Raw genomic sequence first — 24,341 nt, forward strand, 5'->3', positions numbered from 1 at the left:
GGTTACACCGTGTAGGGCTGGATGATGTCCTGCGGCAGGCTGTGCGCATCGGGCTGGTTAGCCAGCTCGGCGAGCGCCACCAGGCCGCTGCCATCGCTACCGCTGGCGGTATCAGCATCGTAGTAGAGCCGCGTGACATCACCATTGGAGATCAGGAAGAAGGCGGCACCGTTGTGTTGCCCATTACCGCTGATCGCCGCCTCCAACTCGTCCAGATGCCCATTGCTGCCGGTACCGAACTGGAACTGCCCAGGCGCGAAGCTGACGCGATAGACGTCGGCGTTGCCCTGCCCGGCCAGCTGCGCCAGGGTGTCCATGATGTCCCCCGTGAAGGATTGCGACACCGAGGTCAGGCTATTCAGGCCACCGAATGCAGTGGGGTCGAAGGTCAGGTGGTCAACCCCGGCCTGGAAGTCGAGGATCGCGTCCATGCCATCGGCTGGCGAGCTGTAGTGGAAGCGATCCGCCCCCGCCCCGCCGCTCAGCACGTCGGCCCCTGCGCCACCGACCAGCAGATCGTCGCCATCGCCGCCGTTGAGTACATCGCTGCCGGCACCGCCGAACAGCCGGTCGTTGCCACCCAGGCCGGACAGGTTGTCGGCACCCGCCGTCCCGGTGAGCAGGTCGTCGCCGGCCCCGGCCTGGTCGTTATTGCGCAGCACCACGTCCTTGCTGATCAGCACGTATGGGCTGTTGGCCGTGGCGCGCAGCACGATGGACATCATCTCGTCGGCCTCCACGGCACGGTCGCCACTGACCTGGAAGCTGAAGCTGGCCGTGGTACTGCCGGCGGCGAAGGTGACGCTGCCCGCCGGCAGGGTGCCACCGAAGTCATCGGCGTCCACGCCCTGCCCCGCACCCGGCGTGACGCTCCAGTAGAAGGTTTCGGCGCTGCCCGTGGGGTTGCGCGTCAGCTGGTAGGTGACCGTCTGCAGGCCACTGTCGCCTTCCACCAGGCTGTCCGGGCCGGTGATGGCCAGGCCCAGGTCGTCGTCGCGGATGGTGCCACCGAGGGTGGTGGCGCCACCGGCGATGGCCGGATGAGTGAAGGTGAGGTTGAACGACTCGTCGCCCTCACGCAGCGAGTCACCGCGGATCGGCAGGCTGAAGATCATCTCCGACACACCGGCTGCCAGGGTGATGGTGCCGGTCAGCGGTATGGTGAAATCGTTGGCGTCTACCGCCCCGACGATGCTGTAACCGATGGTCAGTGCCGCACCATCCGGCCCGGCGCGCAGGATGCGGTAGGTCAGCGGCGTGGTGGTACCCGGAGCGCCTTCCAGACGACTGTTGTCCAGCGCCAGTACGGTCACGGCGACGTCGTCGCTCTGGATGGTCGCCCGCGCGCTGCCCTGCAGCGGGTTGACGCTACTGCCGCCGCCACTGCTGGATAGCTGCACCGTGAACTGCTCGTCGGACTCACCCAGGTCATCACCGTTGACGACGATCTCCAGCACCTTGCTGGTCTCACCAGCGGCGAACTGCAGGGTTCCGGTGGGCAGCACACCACCGACGAAATCACTGCCGTCCGCCGGAGCAGCGCCGCTGCCGGCCACCGACCAGTCGATGCTGGCGCTCGAGGCGGTATCGCCACTGCGGGTCACGGTGAAACGGAACACCGTGGTGGCGCCGCCATTACCTTCGGCCAGCACACTATCCACCACGCGGATGGCGAACTGGTTGTCGTCGTTGACGATGGTGCCACTGGCACGGTCGTTGATCAGGTCGATGCCCTGCGGCTCGCTGAGCACCACCTCGAAGCCCTGATCCGGGCCGAGTACATCGTCGCCACGCACGCGAATGACGAGGTCCTTGTGGGTTTCGCCATCGGCGAATACCAGCGATCCGGAAGGCAGTACGCCGCCGTCGAAACTGCCGGCGTTGGCCGGATAGGTGCCGTTGCCGCGCAGCGACCAGTCGACGCTGACGCTGCCGGCGCTGTCACCGACGCGCTCCACACGATAGACGAATTCGGTGATGTCACCGGTATCACCCTCGCGCTGGCGGTCGCTACCCAAGGCGGCGATGCTCAGGCCACGGTCATCGTTGAGGATGGTGACGCTTGCCTCGCCGGTGAGGATGGTGGCGCCTTCGGCATCACTGAGCACCACGGAGAAGGTTTCGTCCTGCTCGCCGAGGGTATCGGCATCCACCCACACGGTGATGGTCTTGCTGGTCTCACCCACCCCGAAGGCGACCACGCCACTGACGTAGATACCGCCGAAGTCCTCGGCATTGGCCGGGTTGGCGCCTGACGGCAGCACCTCCCAGAGCACGCTGGCCGGGCCGGACAGGTCACCACCGCGGGTGACGGTGAAGGTCACCGGGGTCTGCATGCCATCGCTGCCCTCCACCACCGTGGCGGCGTCGGCGCTGATCCACAGCACCGGGTCGTCGTTGAGCACCACGGCGCTGACCGGGCCGGTGGTGATGGTGGAGCCGTAGCTGGGGTTCTCCAGCTGCACGGCGAAGCTCTCGTCTTCCTCGCCCAGTTCGTCGCCGCGCACGGCGACGGTAAAGGTTTTACTGGTTTCGCCATCGGCGAACTGCACGGTGCCGGTCAGCGCGGCGAACTCGGCGTCGCTCAGCGGATGCGCGCCGATACCGGCTGCACGCCAGTCGACGCTGGCGGTGCCCACGGCACTTCCGGTACGGTCGATACGGAAGGTGAACAGGGTCAGGCCGCTGTCGCCTTCGACCAGCTCACGGGTCACCACGCTCAGGGCCAGGCTGTCGTCGTCGTTGACGAGGGTGCCGACCTGATCGTTGCCGACGATGTCGGTGTTGCCGGTCGGGTTGGACAGGTGCAGGGTGAACGACTCGTCGCCTTCGTCGAAACCATCGCCGAGCACATCGATGTAGATGTCCTTGTGGGTTTCACCGGCGGCGAATATCACAGAGCCGGACGGCAGTACGCCGCCGGGGAAATCGGCTGCACTGGCTGAGCCGGCCTGCACCTGCCAGTCGACCGAAGTCTGGCCGCTGGTATCACCGCTACGGGTCACGGTGAAATGCAGGCGTCCCGGCGTGCCGTTATCGCCCTCATGAACCTGTGCGACGACACTGGCCAGGGTCAGGTCGATGTCGTCGTTACGAATCACCCCCGCCGCACTGCCGGCGCCGGCATCGACGCTGCTGCCAGCGCCCGGCTGGTAAAGCTCGACACTGAAATGCTCGTCGACTTCGACGTCGCGATCACTGCGCACCGGAATACTCAGTACCATCTCGCTCTGCCCATCGGCGAAGGTCAGCGTGCCGCTGGTGGCGAAGAAGTCACTGACATCGGTGTCGCCATGGTTGATGCGCCAGTTGACCGTGGAGGTGCCCTCGGTGCTGCCGGTGCGGGTCACAGTGAAGGTCAGTGTGGTGCCTTCGACGCCATCAGCGGCGCGCGGGGCGATGGCGAACACGTCGTCATCGTTGCGAATCAGCGCAGTCACCTGCTGGTTGGCGAAGGTATGGCTGAGGCTGTCGCTCGGCGCCTGCAGGCTGACGGTGAAGCCTTCGTCGGGCTCCAGCTGATTGTCGCCAGCGACCCAGACGGTAATGGTCTGGCTCATCTGCCCTTCGGCGAAGGTGAGGTTGCCGAACGGCAACTGGCCGCCGGAGAAATCATCCGCCGAAGCCGGATTGACGCCGCTGCCGGCCACGCTCCAGGCCAGGGTCGTGGCCAGGCCGCTACCAGTACGGGTGACCAGGAACTGGTAGCCCGTGGCGCCATTGTCACCTTCGACCGGCGTTGCGGCCACGCCGATACTCCAGTGCACGTCATCGCTGACGATGGTGCCGGTGGCGCTGCCGACCTTGATGTCGGAGCCGGCCGAGGCGTTGCCGAGCACCACCTGGAAGCTTTCGTCCGGCTCGACCGCACGATCACCGATGACGGTGATGCTGATGGTCTGGCTGCCGGTATCGCCCGAGGCGAAATTCAGCGTGCCACTGGGTAGTACGCCGCCGAGGAAGTCGGCAGCGTCGGCCAGCCCCTGCAGGCTCCAGTCCACGCTGGTGGCCAGATCGAGGTTGCCACTGCGGCTGACGGTGAAGGTGTAGACGGTCTGCAGGCCATCATGGCCTTCGACGTGACGCGCATCGCTGGCCACGAGGGTCAGCGATACGTCGTCGTTGACGATGGTGGCATCGGCCGTGGCCTGGGTGAACACCACGCCATCGGCGCTGTTCAGGCTCAGGCGGAAATCCTCGTTGACCTCGCCGCTGTAATCGCCGCGCACCGGAACGCGGATGGTCAGTTGCTCCTGGCCGGCGACGAAGGTCACGCTGCCGCTGGTCTGCAGAAAGTCATCCGCCGAGGCCGGATTGGCGCCAATGCCGGCCACGCTCCAGTTGATGGTCTCCGTGCCCGACAGCTTGCCGCTGCGGGTGAGCACGAAGTCGAACCAGGTGGTCTGGCCGTCATCGCCTTCGGCCTGGGCGGCCGGTGCAGCGACGTCGATCACCACGTCGTCGGCGCGGATCAGGCCCTCGGCGCTGGCCTGGCTGATCAACAGGCCGCTGGACGGGTTGCTCAGCACCACGCTGAACCCTTCGTCGTACTCGGCCAGCACATCGCCGCGCACGTTGATGGTCAGGGTGACGCTGGCTTGCCCCGCCGGCAGCACCAGCGAGCCGGAAGGCAGCACGCCCAGGGCGAAGTCACTGCCGTCCGCCGGGTGCACGCCGCTGCCAATCACGGCCCAGTCGACGGTCTTCGGCTGATCCAGCGAGCCGCTACGGGTGATGGTGAAGGTGAATGCGGTGGTGCCGCTGTTACCCTCGGCCTTGCTGGCGTCGGTGGCGGCGATGCTGATGCTGGCATCGTCATTGACGATGATGCTGCTGGCGCTGCCGGTCTGGATCTGCGCGCCGACCGGGTTGCCCAGCACGATCTGAAAGGCTTCGTCGCCTTCCACCTGGGTATCGCCGTTGACCAGCACGGTGATGGTCTTGCTCGACTCGCCATCGGCGAACGTTAGACTGCCGCTCGGCAGGCCGCTGTTGTCGCCCAACTGATCGGCCGTGGCGAAATCGGCCACGCCAGCCTGCGCCGACCCCAAGCGCCAGTTGACGCTGGCACTGCCACTGGTGTCGCCGCTGCGCTGCACGGTGAAGGTGAACGCCGTAGTGCCGCTGTGCCCCTCGGCCAGCTCGGTCTGCCCAGCCACGATGTTGAAGGCCGCATCGTCGTTGAGAATGGTGCCCTCGGCGGTGGCCTGGGTGATGGTGTCGCCCGTGGTACCCGTGCCCAGGGTGATCTGCACGCTGTAAGTCTCGTCGGCCTCGGCCACGGCGTCCTGGCTGGACTGCACGCTGATGGTCTTGGTCAGTTCGCCCGGGGCGAAGGTCACCGAACCGGACATCGCTTGGCCGGCCAGGTCCGCTGCATTGGCGCTGCCGTTGAGCAGGATCTGCCAGTTGATGGTCTGGCTCTGCACCGTGTCGTGGCTGCGGCTGATGACGAAGGTCTGCGCCTGGCCCTCCTGCGCCGCCGGGCCGGCGACGATGGAGAAACTCGAGTCGTCGTTGCGGATGGTGCCGGTAGCACTGGTGCGGATCGGGTCGCTGATGTCGCTGCTGAGGTTGCCCAGGACGATGCGGAAGTTCTCGACCTGCTCCGGGGTAACATCGCCGACCACGGTAACCGTGATGGTCTTGCTGGTCTCGCCGGCGGCAAAGGACAGATTGCCACTCAGGGGGCCAGTGAAATCGGCGGCGTTGGTGCTGTCGTGCAGCAGCGACCAGCTCAGGCTGGAGGCGCCAGTGGTGACACCAGAACGAGTCACGGTGAAGGTCAGGGTCTGATTGGCATCGGTTTCGGTGATCGAGGCATCGGCGATGCTGATGCCGGTGTCATCGTTGACGATGGTCAGGTCTGGGCTGTTCTGGCCACTGACTGGTCGATTGACGATGCCGGCGCTGTTGAGGGTCTCCTCGTAGAACACCACGCGGAAGCCTTCGTTGTTCTCGACCTGACCATCGCCGCGCACGACGATATTGATGTTGCCGGTCATCATGTCATTGGCGAAGGTCAGCGTACCGCTGGGCAGCACGCCGCCGGGGAAGTCCGCCCCATCGACCGGATTCGCGCCAACACCTTCGACACGCCACTTCACCGAGCCGACACCGGTGTAGCCGGTACGGTTGACCGTCAGCGAATAGGTGGTGGTCTGGCCCGCATCCGCCTCGCTCTGGCTGGCAGTGGTTGGCGTGGCGGTGTAACGCGTATCGCTTTCCAACAGGGTACCGGTGACGTTCATGCTGCTGGAGCCGCTGGCGAGCGACGCATCGCTGGCGAAACGCACACTGGAGCCGGCGCTGTCGGCCGGGGCATTGAGACGCAGGGTAAAGCCTTCGGTGTTCTCGATGATGCCGTCGGCCTTGAGCAGGTCGAGCAGCGAGACGTTGTAACTGTATTGCCCGGCCGGCACGGTGAAGGTACCGCTCAGGCTGACGAAATCGGCGTTGCTGGTGGTGCCGTTGGTCAGGGTGTAGCCGATGGTCAGCGCGTTATCCATGCGCCCGTTGCGCACGATGGTGAAGTTCAGCGGTTGCCCCTCGTAGCCACTGGCGACCGGATCGGCGTTGCCGAAATAACCGACCCACAGGCGGATATCGTCGTTCTTCAGGGTGGTGCTGGCACTGCTTTGCGCCGGGTCGAGGCCGGTCGGGCCGTACTCGTCACGGTACTGCGAGCTGATGAACGGATGGCTGTAGGCATCGTTCGGCGAGATCAGCGAGAAGTTCAGCAAGGTATCCGGCTCGATCACGGTGTCGCCCGGGAAGGTCACCGTGACCTGCTTGCTGGTCTCGCCCGCGGCGAAGTTCACCACGCCATAGGTGGTGTTGAAATAAGGCGAAGTCACCGCTGCAGCGTCGCCGCCGTAGCTGCTTACCTGCGCCCCGCCATTGCCGCCGCCCCAGTTGATGTTGCTGCCGACGATCTGCCAGGCCACGCTGCTGGCGTAGTCCACACTGCCGCCAGGCTGCGCGGTACGGGTGATGGTGAAGGTGACACTGGTGCTACCGGTGTTGCCCTCGAACAGTTCACTGGTGCTGCTGGTCACGCCGAGCAGGGCTGCCGGCTCGTCGTTCAGCACCCACCCCCCCTGGTTGTAACCGAGCGCCGGCGTCTCGATGTCGCCATCGAGATTCTGCGGGTTGCTCAGCTCCATCTTGACTTCTTCACGCCAGGTCTCGGTCAGCGTGTCGTTGACGGTGTAGAGGGTGACGGTCTTGGTCAGCTCGCCATCGAGGAAGGTGAAGCTGCCGCTGAGCGTGCGCGTGGCGGCGTCCCACGACAGGCCGGGGTTATTGGCCAGGATCGCGCTCATGTCCAGGTCGGCCGGGTCGAGCTTGTACCAGTCGCTGCGCACGTTGTTGGATTCGTTGCCGGTTTCCGAGCCGCCCAGGACGATTTTCCAGTCCACCGAGTCGCGACCGCGTTGGTCGCCTTCGCGGGTGATGGTGAAGACCAGGTCGGCGCCTTCGGCAACATGCTCGCTGCTGACGTCGAAGCGCGTGTCGTCGTTCTTCAGCACCGCATAGTTGTTGGCATAGCCGGGGTTGGCCGTCGAGCCGGATTGGATGCTGCTGCCCGGGCTGGCCTGGTTCAGGTACAGGCGGAAGGCCTCGTTGTACTCGCCCAGGTCGTCCACACGGGTGCGAATGGTCACATAACCGACCGACTGCCCATCGACGAAGGACAGGCGCCCGGAAAGCGCTTCATTTGGCGCGAAATCATCGGTGTCCATCGCGGTATAGCCGCTGACACTGGTCTGCACCGCCCAGTCGACCCAGGCCGGGCCGGCGGTGGAAATGGTGCGATAGACCGCGAAGGTATGCTCGATATAGCCATCGGCCGCACTGCCGCCATCGGCAACGGTATCGCCCTCGAAACGTTCACGCCCGGTGGTGGGGGTGTCCTGGATGTAGAACTCGGCCTCGTCGCGCTGAACCTCGCCGAACAGGTAGACGGTGGACGCGCTGGTGTTGTTCTGCAGCGTGGTATCGGAGGTGTAGATGTTCTGGCTACCAGTCTGCGGCGCGCGCAGCTCATCGATACCGCCGGTATTGGTGAACTGCACCTTGAACCACTGGTCGTCCTCGATGACGTTGTCGCCGCGCACGCTGATGGTGATGGTCTTGCTGGTTTCGCCATTGGCGAAGTTGACCGTACCCGACGGCAGGCTGCCGCCGACGAAATCGGCACCGTCGACCGCGGCTTCCCAACGGCCGCTGGCGAATTCGTAGACATCCTGCCCGCTGAGGTTCCAGCTCAGGCTGGAAGCCTTGGCCGTATCGCCACTGCGGGTCAGGGTAATGGTGTAGGTGGTGGTCTCGCCGTCGATCTTCTCGGCCTGACGTGCCTGCGCCCACTCGATGGTGACCCGCGTGTCATCGTTGGCGATGGTGCTCTGCACGCTGCCGCTGCTGCCGATCGAGGTGCCACCGCTGGGGTTGCTCAGCACCAGGTTGAAGCGCTCGTTGCCTTCCACGCTGCCGACCCCGGTGTCGCCATAGGCGTAGACGCGGAAGGTCTTGCTGGTCTCGTTCGCCAGGAAGGTCACGGTGCCGGACGGATTGAGGTTCACCGAGCCGTTGGTGAAGTCCAGGTAGTCGGTATCGACATGCTGCACGGCCCAATCGACCGTGCTGGTCTGGTTCAGGTTGCCGGTGCGGGTGACGGTGTATTCGAAGAACGCCCCGGTGCCATGCCCAGCATCGCCCTCGCTGCGCGACAGGGTGCCGATAATGCTCAACTCGGCATCGTCGTTGCGTACCACGCCATCGGCACTGGCCGTGGTGATCTCGTTGCCCGGCGAGGCGTTTTCCAGCAGCACCCGCAGCGTTTCGTTGCCTTCGAGCTGGCTGTCGCCCGCCACGCGCAGGGTAATGGTCTTGCTGGTTTCGCCGGCGGCGAAGGTCACGCTGCCATACGGAATGCCGTCGACATCGCGTAACACGCCACCGGCCTGGCTACCAAAGAAGTCGGCAGCGTTCACCGAGTTGGCGATACTGGGGTCGACACGCCAGTCGACCGTGCTGACCTGGCTGGTATAGCCGGCGCGGGTCACGGTAAAGGTGAATTCGACGTAGCCGCTGTTGCCCTCGCCCTTGTCTGCCGAAAACGCGCTGATGCTCAGCGACGCATCGTCGTTGGTCAGCGTCGTTGTGGCGCTGGCGGTGCCAATGCTGGCATTCGCCGACGGGTTGGAAAGCGTCACGGTGACGGCCTCGTCACCCTCGACGCTGGAGTCGCCACGCACGCGAATCACCACGCTGGCGGTGCTTTGGCCATCGGCGAAGCTGAGCGTCCCGCTGTAGGCCTGACCAGCCCCCAGATCGCTGGCGTTCAAACCACCGCTCAGTGCCCAGGTCATGTCCCTGGCACCGCTGAACGAACCGCTGCGGGTCACGGTGAAGATCACGTCGCGCTCGCCGCTATTGCCTTCTGCCTGCGTCGTGGCGTTGGCGGCGATGCTGAAGCTGGCGTCGTCATTGAGCACCTGAGTGCTGGCCGTGCCCTCGCCCGCCTCGATGGTGCCGCCAACCGGGTTGAACAACGACACCTGCAGCGACTCGTTGCTCTCCACGGTGTTGTCGCCACGCACGCGGATGGTGATGGTCTGGCTGGTCTGACCGGCGGCGAAGTTGACCGTGCCGCTGGGCAGCCCGGCGTTGTTGCCAAGTGCATCCTGGCTGCCTTGAAAATCGCTGGCATTGATGCCAGTGGCCGGATCCAGGCGCCACTGCGCGGAGCCTGTGCCAGTGGTCACACCAGTGCGCGTGACGGTGAAGGTAAATTCGCTGACATCCCCCGTGGCGCCTTCGCTCTGTGCAGCCGGCGCGCTGATGCTGAAGTTGGTGTCGTCGTTGGTGACCAGGGTGCTGTCGCTGGCCTTGATCAGGATGCCGGCGCTGGGGTTGCTCAGGGTCAGGGTGAACGCCTCGTCGGCCTCCACACGGGTATCGCCGCGCAAGATAAAGCTGACGGTGCGCTCGGACTGGCCAGGAGCGAAGGTCAGGCTGCCGGTCGGCAAGCCGCCGAGGGTGTCGGCCGCGTCGCCGCCGTTGCTGCCGGTGATCTGGTAGTCGACAGTGGCGCTGCCGCTGAGATCACCGCTACGCACGATGGTGTAGATCACCGTCTTGCTGCCGCTGTTGCCCTCACTGATGCTGGCCTGCTCGGCGTTCACCGAGAAACCCTGGTCGTCGTTGCGGATCACCCCATCGGCCGTGCCATCGACCACGGCCTGCGGCGTGCCGTCGTCCAGGCGGGCATTGCTCAGGGTAACGGTGAAGGCTTCGTCGGCCTCAACCTGCAGGTCGCCGTTCACCTGAATGGTCAGGGTCTTGCTCGCCTCGCCGGCGGCGAAGCTCAGGGTACCGCTGCTGGCAGCGAAATCCGCGGCATTGGCGATGCCGGATAGCGACCAGTCCACCAGGGCAGCCGAGGCCAGGTCGCCAGCGCGCGTCACAGTGAAGGTGAACGGGGTGGTGCCGCTGTGGCCTTCGGCCTTGTCGGCGGCCAGTGGGGTGATGGAGAAGCCCATGTCGTCGTTGTCGATACGGGTCTCGGCACTGGCTACCGTCAGTTCGGTGTTGCCATCGCGGGCCTGGAGCTCGACGCCGAAGGTCTCATTCAGTTCGATGTGCCCATCGCCGGCCACACGCACGGTGATCTGCACGCTGGCCTGGCCTTCGGCAAAAGCCACGGTGCCGGACGGCAGACCGGCGTTAGCGCCGAGTGCATCCTGACCAGTAACGAAGTCGGCCAGGCTGGCGGCATCGACGCCCTGCCCAACCGCGACTTTCCAGTCGACGCTGGTGGCGCGCAGGTCACCGCTGCGGGTCACGGTAAAGGTGAAGCTGCGCTCCTGGCCCGCATCGCTTTCGGCGGCGCTGGCCTGGTCGGCAGCGATGGACAGGCCGAGGTCATCGTTACGCACCAGGGTGCTGGCGGTATCGATGAGTAGCTGGGTCTGGCCATGGGCCGGGTTGGAAAGCGGATTGCCCAGCGTCAGCGTCAGGGTTTCGTCGCTTTCCAGCACGGCGTCACCGGTCAGCGTCAGCTCGATCACCTTGCTGGTTTCACCGGCTGCGAATTCCACCAGGCCATTGAGCGCCGTACCGGCCGCGAAATCGTCGGCCTGCAGGCCGCTGGCGGCCCAGGTCACGCTAACCGGGCCGGACAGATCGCCGCTACGGGTCACGGTGAAGCGCAGCACCTGGGTTTCGCCGGCCGCGCCTTCGTCCACCGCGCTTTGCTGGGACTGGATACTGATACCAATGTCATCGGAAACGATATTGCCCTGGGCCTCGCCCTCCAGGATGTCGGCATGGCCGCTGGCGTTGCCGAGAGTCACGGTGAACGACTCGTCGCCCTCCACGTCGCGGTCGCCACGCACGGCGATCTGGATGACCTTGCTGGTCTCGCCCGGGGCGAAGGTGACGGTACCGGACGGCAGCACGCCGCCAACGAAGTCCGCCGCATCGACCTGGCCGGACAGGCTCCAGTCGACGCTGGTCGTGCCCGTGGTGACGCCGGAGCGGGTCACGGTGAATTCATGGATGACGCTGCCGCCATCGCCCTCGAGCAGGCCGCTACGGGTGGTAGCGATGGCCAGGCCGGTGTCATCGTTGGTGATGGTCGCGGTGGCTGAGGCATTGCCCAGGCTGGCGCCCGTGGACGGGTCGTAGAGCTCGACGCGCAGGCCTTCGCTGGCCTCCAGGCGATAGTCACCCGCCACCTGCAGGCTGATGGTCTGGCTGGTCTGGCCGCTGGTGAAGTTGAGTACGCCGGTCGGCAGCACGCCGCCGACGAAATCGGCGCCGTCCACCGGGTTGCCGCCCTCGCCGACCACGCGCCAGGCCACGCTACCGGTGCCGTTCAGGTAGCCGGTGCGGTTGACCAGGAAATTCAGTTGCGCCGCCTGACCGTCGCCGCCTTCGGCAACGCTGGCGGTCTGCGCCTGGATAGCGAACTGCTGGTCGTCATTGAGCAGCATGCCGTTGACGCTGCCATTGCCTACCGTAGCGCCCGGGCCAGGGGTACCGAGGCTGATCACGAAGCTTTCGTCAGGCTCGAGCTGCGAGTCGGTGGCGATGTGCAGGACGATCTCCATGCGATCGACACCGGCGGCAAATACCAAGGTGCCGCTGGGCAGCACGCCCCCGACGAAGTCGCTGCCGCTCACGCCATTGCTGGCGCCCGGCGCCAGGCTCCAGGTGATGGTGTCGCTGCCGCTCAGGTCGCCGCTACGCTCGACCACATAACGCAGTTCGTGACTGCCGCCGCTGCCTTCCAGGCTATTGGCCTGGGACAACAGGTTGAACACCACGTCGTCGTTGCGAATCAGGCCAGTGGCAGATCCGACGGAAATTTCCGCACCGGGGCTCGGATTGCTGAGCACCACCTGGAAGCTTTCATCCAGCTCTACCAGGTTGTCCGGCGACAGCGGCAGGGTCACGACCAGGCTCTGCACGCCACGACCGAACTCAAGGGTGCCGTTGAAGGCCGTGCCATTGAGAAAGTCGGCCGCATTGGCGGCGTTGGCGCCGTTTCCGAACACCAGGCGCCAGTCGACGCTGACGCTCTGGGTCAGGTCGCCCTGGCGCTGTACGGTGAAATTGAGCGAGCGCGGCATGTCGCTATTGCCTTCGGCCGCCACCAGCCCGCTACCATCGAGGCTCAGCCGCGCGTCGTCGTTGATCAAGCTGCCGTTGGCGCGATCCTGGATCACGGTCATGCCGGGTGTGGTGCTGCTGATCACCACCTGCAACCCTTCGGTAGGCTCGAACTGGCTGTCAGGGGTAGCGCTGAAACGAATCACCGCACTGCTCTGGCCCGGGGCGAACTGCACCGTACCGGACGGCCAGGTGCCGCCGAAATCGGCTGCATCCACCGGGTTGTTGCCAAAGCCCTGCACGCGCCACTGCACCGTACCCGGCAGCGACAGTTCACCGCTGCGGGTGACCACGAATTCCAGGGGCGTGGTGCCGGTAGTGCCCTCACGCACGTTGGCATTGCGCGCGACGATGGAAACGGCCTGGTCGTCCGAATCGATCGTTGCCAGCGCCGCACCGACATCGATCTGGCTGTTGGCGTCCTGGGCCTGCAACGACACGGTGTAGCTCTCGGCGCCCTCGATCTGGGTATCCCCGTTCAGGCGCACGTAAATGACCTTGCTGCTCTCGCCCGCGGCGAACTGCACGGTGCCATTCATGGCCTGGCCGGCAGCGAAGTCGTTGACGTCAGCCGGCAACTCGCCATAGCCGGCGATCTGGTAGCCGATCTGCCCGGCGCTGCTGATGTTGCCGGTGCGGGTAACGACGAAAGCCTGCACGCCGCCCGTGCCGTTGCCTTCGACGGTCGACGGCGTCACGGCTTCGATGCTGTACACCGACTCGTCGGTGCGGATGGTGCCGTAGGCTTCGCCGTTGATGATCTGCACACCGGCCGGCGGGTTGCTGAGAACGATACCGAAGGTCTCGTCCATCTCCGCCAGGTTGTCACCCTTGACCCAAACGGTGACCAGTTTCTGCGTTTCGTTGGCTGCGAAGGTGACATTGCCGCTGGGCATGCCGTCAGCCAGGTTGAGCAGGTTCTGACCGGCGGCGAAGTCGTTGGCATCGGCAGCATGGGTGCCGACGCGCACGAAGCGCCAATCGATGGTCAGGCTTTGATCCAGCAGTTCGGAGCGCGTGACCATGAAAGTGATCGCGGTCTGCTGGCCCTGGCCGCCTTCCATCACGTCCATGGTCACGCCGCGCAGGCTCACGCCGGTGTCGTCGTTGACGATCACCGTGCTGGCGCTGCCGCCGGAAACACGCAGGTTGCTCTGCTCGCTCTGCAGGTTGACGGTCAAGGTCTTGTCGTCTTCGACCTCGCGATCGCCGCGCACGGTGAGGACGATGTCGCGGCTGGTCTCGCCGGCAGCGAAGTGCAGCAAGCCACCATCGATGCCCTCGACGAGATCCTCGGCGTCGACACCGCTGACCGACCAGCGCACCGAACCGCTGCTCAGCGAATCGGTACGTGTAACGGTGAAGCTGATGGTCGTGGTGGTGCCGGTGTCGCCTTCGACGACCTGCGTCTGATTGGCACGAATGGACACCAGGCCGTCATCGTTGAGTACCGTGGTGGTGGCGTCAGCGGTGACGATGGTCAGGTTGCTGCTGGGGTTGCTCAGGCTGACCGTGAGCACTTCATTGGGCTCGACCACGCGGTCGCCGAGCAGCGGGATGCTGATGGTCTTGCTCACCTCGCCAACGCCGAAGGTCAGGCTCCCGGAAGGCAGCGTGCCACCGATATCAGCCTCGTCCAGGCCACTGGCGGCCCAGTCGAGGGTCGCCTCGGCGCGACCATTGCTGCGGGTTACCACGAAAGTCAGCAACTGCTGCTCGCCCTCGTCGCCTTCCAGCACCTGCAGGCGGGTAGCCTGGATGCTGACGGTGGCGTCGTTGTCGAGAATCTGCACCGAGGCGCTGGGCTGGCCGAGCTGGCTACCGGCACTCGGGCCGCTCAAGGTCACAACGGCAGTGCGGTCGCCCTGGGCCAGATAGTCGCCAGGCACCTCGATGCGAATCTGTTGCTGGGTCTGCCCCTGGGCAAATGCGATTGCGCCGCTGGGCAACGCGCCACCGAACAGTGCCGCATCCAGGCCACTGAGTGCCCACTGCACCTGGGCAGCGCCAGTGCCACCGCTCCGGGTCACGGTGAACACCAGGATCATGGTGTCGCCAGTATCGCCTTCGAGCACGGCGGCCCCGCCCTGGACGGCAATGACCGATGCAGATTGGCTGCTACCCGTGGGCGGGGTGTTCTGCACGGGCGTGCGGTCGAGCGGTTGGGTACGGTCGGTTCCGGCCGTAAGGCTGCTGCCCAGACCGCTGTCGTCACGAAAGGTCGGGAAGATGCCCAGCCCGCCGCCGGCGACGCCGCCCGTGCCCTGGCCTGCGGTACCATTGCCGATGCCTGGGGTAACCCCCCCCAACAAGCCGGGACCGAAGCCATCGAGGTTGAGCATGGCCAGCTCCGGCGGAGCACCGGCTGGCAACATGCCGCTGCCGGTCTGATCGCCGGTCAGCTGGGTGCGCTCCGGCTGAGAGGCGACGGTAGCCTGGTCTCGTGCGATGTCCTGGCCGAACAACCCCGTGATTTCCGGGCGGTAGGTGCTGGCGAAAGGTGCCGGCGCCGCGATTGGCGCGGCGCTGACGGGCGCGACGAGCGGAGGCAGCGGGTCAGTCATCACTTCGTTGCTGCGCGCATCGACGGGCTGGGTCTGGATGTCCGAATTCGCCATCCAGTTCTGTAGCCAGGAGGAGGCTTCGATCGCTTGCGGCTGATCGGCCGCAGCGCGCGCCTGCTCGGCAACCGATTGGCGCAGGCTCTCGGCCAGCTGCGGAGCGATACCGGCCGCACGCAGCATCTGGCTCATGCTGGCCAGCGCCTGCTCGAGCGAGTCGATGCCCTCGGGCGCACGCCCGTTGAGGAAATTCGTCACCACCTGTACGGCACGAACCAGGGTGTCGATCTGTGCGCTCGTCAATTCAGCCATTTCGGCTACTCCTGCTGTTTACAGCCTATCCTGTGGAAGCGCCAACGCACCCGATCCAGGTGCGCGCGTTGCAACGATTTATGGTGTGCGGTGACTCAAGGCTTGCCCGGGGCGCCGTTTTCGAGCGCAGCGACGGGCAGCGCACGATCAGCCGGTACGATGATTCCCGGCTGCCGGAAGATGCCCAGGTTCAACTGGCCAGAGGCGCGCAGCAGGCGATAGGCGGCGATGATTTCGTCGATGCCGGCAGCCGTGGCGTCGCTTTGCGCATTGATCAGGCCGACTTCGCCATTGAGGATATCGAGCAGCGAGCGACGCCCCATTTCGCGCTCCTTGCGCGCCAGGCCCAAGAAGTTCTCGGCGATGTTCACCTGATTGCGCAGGTGCTCGGCCCGCTCACGCGAGGTTTGCCACGAAGCCCAGGCGTTACGTGCTTCCTCCATGGCCTGGATACGCACGTAGTCGGCCTTTTCCTGGGCACTGGCGATAGCCTGATCGGCCGCGCGGGTCACGTAGTTGGCGCGCATGCCCAGGTCGAACTGCCAGTCGAAATTGACCATGGCCTTGGTGTCGTTGCGGTAGCCGGGGGTGTCGTCATAGTCCTGGTAGTGTTCCTGGCTCAACCGGAACGACAGCCGAGGCATCAACTCGCGATTGCGAGCAGCATCGCGCTCGGCCAGGGTGACGTCGGCACGCTTGATCGCCGCCAGCAGATCGGGGTTCTGCTGGCGCACGTTCTCGACGATGGCCTCTTCCGAACTCGGCAGGCGGTCACGGGGGATGGCCAGCGCATCGAGACGCTCAGGGGTGATCGGCGCTTCGCCGAAGATCACCCGATAGCGGTTCAGCGCTTCGCGCATGCGGTTGTCGGCCATTACCCGCCGGGCTTCGGCGCCGGCCAGTTGCGACTTGGCCTGCAGCACGTCGGTGGCGTAGCCACGCCCGGCCTCCATGCGCGCATCCTCCAGGGAGGTCTGCTGCTTGATGTTCTGCTCGGACTGACGCGCGTATGACTGGGTACGCTCGGCCTGAATCACCTGCAGCTGGGCCTCGATGGCGGCCAGGATCAGGTTCTGGATCTGCAGTTCACGCTCGGCTTCTTCCTTGCTCAACACCACCTTGGCGGCCTGAACGCGCGACGAAGTGGCACCGAAGTCGGTGATCAGCTGATTGATTCCCACGCTCGCATCGACCGGGTCATAACGACCGTCGGTGCCCTCTTCACGCTGGGTGTTGCGGCGCCCCGCACCTGCGTTCACGGTCAGCTTGGGATAGTAGGCAGCCTTCTCGACGTCGACCTGCTCACGGGCAGTCTCGGTGTCCGCGTCCACCATGCGCACCAGTTGGTGCTCACGCAGAATGCGATCAAGGTTGGCGGCGAAGCCCTGGTCGGCCGAAGCGCTGGCCGAGCAGACGACGAGACAGGCGGCGAGCAGCTCTCGGCGCGCCCGGAAGGCTGGTTTGATTCGTGGCAACATGGGGCATACCCGTCCTTGTAAACATGATGGCCGGGATTGAACCGGCCTTTCTTCATACTAGCTTTGTGCCACTCATCGAAACTGACAAAAGCTGACATTCCTACCAACGGGCCGCCTTTTTTTTGGCTTATCGGTTAGCCTTCGCTAGGCTTGTCAGGAAATCGTCACCCGAGGATCGGGCTGGCACGCCCCGTTTTTGTAAATCCGTTCGAATCGATAGCCATGATCGACCTCATCCTGCTCGAAGACGAACCGGTGCTCGCCGAAGAGCTCGGAGAGTTCCTCGGCGAATGCGGTTACCGCATTACCACCACCGACAGCCTCGCGGCCTTCGCCAGCGCCTACGACGATCGTCGTCACCAGCTCGCCGTCATCGATCTCGGCCTGCCGGACGGTGATGGCCTGGACCTCATCAGCCAACTGCGCGACACCGGCAGCAAATTGGGAATCGTCGCCTTCACGGCTCGTGGCACCACCGAACATCGCGTCATCGGCCTGCGCCAGGGTGCCGACCACTACCTGCCCAAAGGCTGCGACCTGGTAGAACTGGCCGCGGTACTCGACGCTCTGCGTCGCCGCCTTGGCCTGCAACGCGAAGCCCTGCCCTGGCGCCTGGACATGGCTCCGCGGGAGCTGCGCGCGCCCAACCAGCAGGGTGTTCGTCTGTCCCATCAGGACGCCCTGGTGTTGCACTGCCTGATGCGCAACGCAGGCGGAACTGTATCGCGACGCGATATCGTCAAGGCCCTCGACGAGGACTACCTCACCTACGATCAGAGGCGCCTGGACACCCAGATTCGCCGCCTGCGCCGCAACGTCGAGCAGGCCACCGGCGTGGAGCTGCCGCTTAAGACCCTGCGTAACAATGGGTACTGCTTCTACGAGCGGGTGCAGATCCAGTCCTGAGCCGCCATGAGCGTTGGTCACCTGCATGCCAGCAGGCTCCCGGTGAACAGGTAGCCTTTATTACGCAATGCCCGGATGGGCGCCTCGCGCCCAGCGAAATCGGCAATCTTGCGCCGCAGACGGCTGACGATGGCCTCCAGTCGCCGCTCGTCATACGTCATGTAGTTGGCCCCCAGGCACTCGGCCAGCAGTTGCCGGCTTGCGGTTTGCTGGGGCGCGCGTTCCAGGCACTGCAGTACCCTGCATTCATTTCGGCTCAACGCCAGAGCCCGGCCATCGGGTAAATGCAGACGCTGCGCCTGAGCATCGATAACCCAGCAATCGCCCGCCGAAGTGTTCTGCATCGACAGGCGCCGCATCAGCGCCTCGATGACACCGAGCAGCTCTTCTTCGGCACACGGATGATCCAGACAGTGGTCAGCCCCCAAGGCATAACCGCGCAAACGCTGATCGAGGCGTGTGCGTTCGATCAGCAGAATCAACCCGATATCCGGCCACAGACGCTGCATGCGTTCGGCCATGGCCAGCTCGCTGGCTCCCGGCTCGCCGACCTCCAGCAACACGATATGCGGCGCGAGCATGACGACGTCCAGATCTTGAAGGCTGTCGAAGGTCCCGACCTGCAACTCGCCCAGGTGCACCTGCAAACGCAGAATGACGCCTTGCAGGCTGCCCGCCAGGGCCTCGACTGCCAGCAGCCTTGTCTGCGGCGCTGCAACCTGCACACTCTCGCAACGCTCCACGCGCCTGCACTCCCGGTCTGACCAGGGGTCCCGGCCAATTCGGCGCCACCATACGCGAAGCTTTCGAAAGTAAACCGAGCGAATCTGAGCGCCAGCGTCGACGCCGCTCGCCAGCCGGTTAGAATCCCCTGCATTGCCTCAAAATTCGCAGACCTGACCGATGATTCGTCCACTCCGTTACCTGATGATGCTGTGCCTCATCTGGCCCTGCCTGGCCTGGGCCGACACCGTGCAACTGGACGCCCGCCCCCAGGGCACCAATGGCTTTCTCGAACGGCTGGACGACCCCCAGGGCAACCTGGATGCCAAGGCGGCACTGACCTCCAATGCCTGGAGGCCCGTACCGGGGGCGCTCAACGCCGGCTTCACCCACGACGTGATCTGGCTGCGACTGCAGGTCAAGGCCGGGCAAGCGACACCCCCCGCCTGGGTGCTCAAACTCAGCAATGCGCTGCTTGATGACGTGCAGCTCTACAGCCTCAAGCACGATGGCGACCTCGAGCGCCTGCGCAGTGGTGAAGAGCTCGAGCGCACGCAATGGCCGATGAATTACCGCGCGCCGACGTTCCCGCTGACACTGGAAACCGAACAGACGCAGGTACTGCTTTTACGCCTCACCACCAAGAACGCCATGTCGGTCAGCGTCAGCCTGCTGCCCGAAACGATCTTCGGCGAGCGAACCCGCGTCGAATACCTGGCCTATGGTCTTTATTTCGGCGTTTACCTGGCCCTGATCATCTTCCACATGCTGTTCTGGCGCATGACCGCGGCCCCAGAAAGCGGCTGGTACCTGTTGTTCGTCAGTTGCTGTCTGCTCATCGAAAGCCTCAGCAGCGGGCTGGTACAGCAACTGACCGGTATGCCCGTTTCGCTCAGCGACCGCCTGCTGGGATGTGGCCTGGCAGCGGGCCTACCGATCGGGCTGATCTTTGCCATGCGGCAGTTGCAGGTCACCGGCTTCGGCAATTTCCCCAAAGTGCTGAAAGGAATCAGTGTGCTGATCGCCGGGCTTGGCGCGAGCGCGATCCTGGCGGGTCACTACCAATTTGGCGCGCCACTGGTACAAACCACCTCGCTGCTGACCATCGTCATTCTGGTGACCATGGCCACGGTGCTGCTGTTCAGAGGGCATCGCCCTGCGCGCTTCTTCCTCTTGGTGTTCGGCGTCTATTACGCCGGGGTCCTCATGGCCTTCCTGCGCAACCTCGGGCTGGTACCGGCTTCGTTCGTCACCGATAACTCGTTGGCTATCGGCACTCTGTTGCACATGGTGCTGATGAGCATGCGCATCATCCATCACTACCGGCAGCTGGAAGAGGAAAAGCGCCTGGCCCAGGCGGATTTCAAGGAGCTGCTGCAAAGCCACAACGTCCGCCTGGAGCAGCAGATCACCGAACGCACCCTGGAGCTGCGCGAAGAGATCAGCCAGCGCACCCTGCTCGAGGCGGAGCTGCGCGAGGCGCTCCTGCAGGAGCAACGCATGCGAGAGGAGCAACGCGAGTTCGTGGCCATGGTGTCCCATGAGTTTCGTACACCGCTGGCCATCATTGGCACCTCGGCGCAACAGATCGCCCGCAACCTGTCGGCATCACCGGAGCGCAACGAGCAGCGCTGCCAGAACATTCGCGACGCCTCTACACGCTTGCTCTCGCTGGTGGATGACTATCTGAATAACGACCGCGTGGAGGGCACTGCCGCTATCGCACGGCGTGCCGAGCACGCTCTGGAACCGCTGCTCGAGCGTATCACCAGCGATTTGCCGAGCGAGCGCTTCAGCGTCAGCAACCTCAGCCGTGTACAAACGCTGCGCTGTGACGACGGCCTGCTGAAAATCGCCGTACGCAACCTGCTGGCCAACGCCGACCGCCATGCGCCGGAAGGCTCCACCGTGCAGCTGATACTCGATGACAACGCGGGTTTTCTCGATATTCAGGTCGTCAACGAGGGGCCGGCGATTCCTGCCGACCAGGCCGAGCAGCTATTCCAGAAATACTTTCGTGGCAGCCAGGCGCAACAGCATCCAGGTGCCGGCCTGGGCCTGCACTTGGTCAAGCGTATTGCCGAACTGCACGACGGCGAGATCTGCCTGGAAAGTCGCGGTGAAAGCGCCCCAATCCGCTTCCGCCTGAGTCTGCCCGTGGCAGCCTGATCGTCGCCTAGCGCTGCAAGCGCGCCGCCAGCGTCGACAGGTCGCCGGACAGCCCCTGCATGGCACGGCTCGCCGATTCGCTGCGCTGCAGGTCGGCTTCGTTGCTCTGGGCGATGGAGACGATTTCAGCCAGGTTGCGGGCAATATCTTCGGCCACCGAGGTCTGTTCTTCCGCTGCAGTGGCGATCTGCCGGTTCATGTCGCGGATGGCTTCCACAGCCTGGGTGATGCTGTGCAGGCGCTCACCCGCCACGCCGACCTGCGCCCTTCCGGCCGCACTCTGCTGGGCCCCGGCAGCGATCGCGACGCTGGCTTCCCTGGAGGCGCCCTGCACGTTGGCGATCAACTGGTGAATCTCGCTGATCGAGCTGGCGGTGCGTGACGACAGGTTGCGCACCTCATCGGCCACCACCGCGAAGCCTCGGCCCGCCTCGCCGGCGCGCGCGGCCTCGATGGCCGCGTTGAGGGCCAGCAGGTTGGTCTGGTCGGCGATACCGCGGATCACTTCCAGTACGCCGCCGATACGCTCGCTGTCGCTGTCGAGCCGGGCGATCACCTCGGCGGTGCGGGTGATTTCCCCATGCAGTTTCTCGATGGTGGCAATGGTGCTGGCCATGGTGGTTTCACCGTCCTGAGCTGCCTGATCGGCCTCGTCGGCGGCCCGCGCCGCGCTGGCCGAATGGCGCGCCACTTCTTCGGCGGTGGCGCTCATCTCGTGCATCGCCGTAGCGACCTGATCGGTGCGGGAGAACTGGTCACGAATACCCTGGCCGATATGCCCGGCTACGCTGCTCAGCTCTTGGGTGGCGGCATCCAGTTCACTGGTGCCGCGACGTAACTGCTGCGACAGCGCCTGCATGAATTCGCGCAGGCGATTGGCAGCCTGGGCCAGCTGACCGACTTCATCTTCACGGCCCTCACTCAGGCGCTCACCGAATTGCCCACGGCTGAGCAGCTCGAGCTGCCCGGCAGCCTGCAACAACGGTGTGGTAATGCGCCGGTTGACCAGCCAGGCGCTGAACAGCGCCAGCAGCACGCCGATCGCGAGCATCGCCAGGCTGCCGAACAACACGCTGCGCTGGGCGATCTCGCTCAACTGGCTGGCGCTGGCCTGACTAAGCGTGTGCAGTTCGTCGACCAGTAAAGACAGCTGCTCGGTGGTGGCTCGGTCAATGCCCTTCACCGCCGCATCACCGGCCTGGGCAGAAAAGCCTGCCGCGGCAAAGGCCTGGTAACCACGGCGATAGGCCTGGCCCATCTCGGCGTGGGCGGCGCGCAGCGCGCTCAACCGCTGGCGCAGATCGGCACGCCCTGCCGTATCGATCAGTTGGCCGATCTGCGTCTGCACGCGCTTCTCTTCATCCTGGAACTGCTGCCAGTAGCGATTGCGCTGCGCTTCATCGCCACCGCGCAGGAGTACGTTCTTCCATTCCTGCACCTGGATCTTGAACGCCAGGTTGGCACCATCCACTTGCCGCGCCTCTTCCAGCGGGCCGCTGAGCAGCGCCTCGTAGCCATCCAACTGGCGCGACAACAGCGCGAAACCAGCCAACGCAATTAGCAACATCAACACCAGGCCACCGCCAATCAGCAATACCAATTGGGCACGCAGCGAACGACCAAAGCTCATGGAAATCTCGAACGGGAGGAAGGTGCGACGAGCTTATGAATGTTGCATGACAAATATATTGCAGCGAGATAACCAGCCGTCCGACCGGTAGATGCAGCCTTAGGGTCTGTACGAAAAGTCTCCGAGCGAAGGTCAGGCGAGGCAAAAATCGGTGAGGCCGCGGAGTTTACGGGCTATAAATGAGCAGGCCGACTGGGCTGGCACTCCAGTCGATTTTTAACGAAGCATCACCGAGCGCAGGTACTTTTCGTACTGAGCCTAGGGCTTTCTGGCCCGCTGCCTGGCCTGGCCTTCGGCCTCCTCCATCGCCGCCGCCATCAGCCCGGAACACACCAGCACACCGGCGCCCTTCGACAGGCATTCGTAGCGCTGCTGATCCTCGCCGGAACTGGTGACGCAGTCCTGCAGGCTGATCCGCTGCTCCACACCGGCCAGGTTCTTTTGCGCCTGGGCGTATTCAGCTGCGGTGATGCGCCCGGCGCTTTTGCGCGCCTCGGCGATCTCGCGCAGATTCTTGAGGTCGGTGACCGTCCAGCGCATCGCGCTCTGGCACATTTCGCGTCTGGACGCTTTGGCTGGCGCAGGCTCAGCCGCTGCGCCCTGGGCGGGCGTTTCAGGTGCTGGCGCGCGCGTTTCACCGGCGTAGCCCGGCTTGATCGTCACCGCTTCGGCCTGTTGGGCCGCCGGTGGCTGGCTGCCGAAATGCTTCCGGCCGGTCTCGTCCACCCAGGTGTACACCTGGCTCAGGGCCTGGGCAGACAGGCTGCAGAGCACGAGCATCGCGAGCATCTGGCGAGCGGGCATCATCGATAAGTCCCTTGCGGAGCGCGGGCTGCGCTGCGGGCAATCTAGAACCAGGCGACGGCTTTGCCAAGGGGCGGCGGCAATGCCTGCGTGCTATTTGCGAACCGCACCATAGTGGCGTTCATAAAGTTGCGCAACGGAGCGGGCAAGACTGCATACAATGCGCATCCGCTCTCAGCTCCACACGAGGACTTCGCCACCATGGCCTCCCCCGACAAGCAGAAAAAACGCGCCCAGCGGGCCAAGACCAAGGCCAAGCAGAACCGTATGGACAAGCCGAAAACCAATGTCGTGCACCCGGTGCTGGCCAACCCGCTGATCGACGAGCCTTTCGATGACGTGGAGATCGACCTGAGCACCTTCGACTTCAAGGACATCGAGGAAAACGGCTTCGACCCGGCGCACTTCGATGATCTGTTCCAGGCGATGCACAAGGCCGAGGCCGTCAGCCTGCTCGCACTGTGCGTGGTTTTCCTGCAGTACCCGGTGCTGGAGCTGGTGGTCGCCGAGGAAGACCCGGAAGCGGCGACCGACTTCATGATGGGTCTCTTGATCGTCTATCGCAGCCTGTTCCACAACGAAGACGAAGACGCCGCCGTGCAGTGGATCGGCAGCGAGACCTTCCAGGCGGCCTACAACGAGGCGTCGGAGATTCTGCAGAAGAAGAATGCCCGCGGCGGTGTGCGCGTCTGATCCTATCAGGGCGCGCCGCGGCGAATGGTCTGTACGACGCAGGCCTTGCAGCAAGGCCGCAATCGCTTCGCGCCGGGTCGGCGCTCCTACACGGGCAGTGGATTGCCTGCAATTATTGTAGGAGCCGCGACCCGCGGCGAATCGTCTGTACGACGCCAGTCCTGCAGCAAGGCCGCCATCGCTTCGCGCCGGTTCGGCGCTCCTACACGGACAGTGGGTTGCCTGCGATTATTGTAGGAGATTCTATGTCAAGGATCCCCCTTTTTCGGGGTTGTAATCGACCTGCTTCTGCATCAGCGCAAAGGCGATACGAGCGAGTTTACGGGCCAGGATGGTCAGGGCTTCTGTTCGCTTGAGCCCACGCTTGAGGTAGCCCTGATAGAT

Annotated in this window: 8 protein-coding genes and 1 pseudogene; 3 read left to right on the forward strand and 6 right to left on the reverse strand. The window is 64.6% G+C overall.

Going from position 1 to position 24,341, the window contains the following annotated elements; all coding sequences use genetic code 11:
* Positions 1–2: 2 nt before the first annotated feature.
* A complete protein-coding gene (locus tag BVH06_RS12340) occupies positions 3–15,554 on the reverse strand; it encodes a Calx-beta domain-containing protein (RefSeq protein WP_075934250.1) in 15,552 nt (5,183 codons plus the stop codon).
* 95 nt (positions 15,555–15,649) lie between these two features.
* Positions 15,650–17,032, reverse strand: coding sequence for a TolC family protein (locus BVH06_RS12345; protein WP_075931159.1), 1,383 nt, complete (start codon positions 17,030–17,032; stop codon positions 15,650–15,652).
* Between the two features lie 222 nt (positions 17,033–17,254).
* Here BVH06_RS12345 and BVH06_RS12350 point away from each other — a divergent pair, with 222 nt between their 5' ends.
* A complete protein-coding gene (locus tag BVH06_RS12350) occupies positions 17,255–17,938 on the forward strand; it encodes a response regulator transcription factor (protein WP_075931160.1) in 684 nt (227 codons plus the stop codon).
* A gap of 17 nt (positions 17,939–17,955) precedes the next feature.
* Here the strand turns inward: BVH06_RS12350 and BVH06_RS12355 are convergent, their stop codons facing one another.
* On the reverse strand, positions 17,956–18,579 hold the full coding sequence (locus BVH06_RS12355; protein WP_256562786.1) for a response regulator transcription factor: 624 nt from the start codon (positions 18,577–18,579) through the stop codon (positions 17,956–17,958).
* A gap of 262 nt (positions 18,580–18,841) precedes the next feature.
* Between BVH06_RS12355 and BVH06_RS12360 the strand changes: the two genes are divergently transcribed.
* Complete coding sequence (locus tag BVH06_RS12360; RefSeq protein WP_075931162.1) at positions 18,842–20,830, forward strand: sensor histidine kinase; 1,989 nt, start codon at positions 18,842–18,844, stop codon at positions 20,828–20,830.
* A 7-nt stretch (positions 20,831–20,837) separates the two neighbouring features.
* Here BVH06_RS12360 and BVH06_RS26305 read toward each other — a convergent pair whose 3' ends face one another.
* From BVH06_RS26305 to BVH06_RS12370, 3 genes and pseudogenes are all read right to left on the reverse strand, one after another.
* The gene (locus tag BVH06_RS26305; RefSeq protein ID WP_371915288.1) at positions 20,838–21,689 is read right to left on the reverse strand and encodes a methyl-accepting chemotaxis protein; all 852 of its coding nucleotides are present in this window, start codon (positions 21,687–21,689) and stop codon (positions 20,838–20,840) included.
* Between the two features lie 18 nt (positions 21,690–21,707).
* Positions 21,708–22,460 (reverse strand): annotated as a pseudogene (locus tag BVH06_RS26310) (HAMP domain-containing protein); the annotation flags it as partial.
* Positions 22,461–22,718: 258 nt separating this feature from the next.
* Complete coding sequence (locus BVH06_RS12370) at positions 22,719–23,267, reverse strand: DUF4124 domain-containing protein (RefSeq protein WP_075931164.1); 549 nt, start codon at positions 23,265–23,267, stop codon at positions 22,719–22,721.
* A 198-nt stretch (positions 23,268–23,465) separates the two neighbouring features.
* Between BVH06_RS12370 and BVH06_RS12375 the strand changes: the two genes are divergently transcribed.
* Entirely contained in the window at positions 23,466–23,957 is a 492-nt protein-coding gene (locus tag BVH06_RS12375; protein WP_075934252.1) for a hypothetical protein, read from the forward strand.
* Positions 23,958–24,341 lie beyond the last annotated feature (384 nt).

It is taken from the genome of Pseudomonas sp. PA27(2017) (assembly GCF_001945445.1).
Classification (GTDB): Bacteria; Pseudomonadota; Gammaproteobacteria; order Pseudomonadales; family Pseudomonadaceae; genus Aquipseudomonas.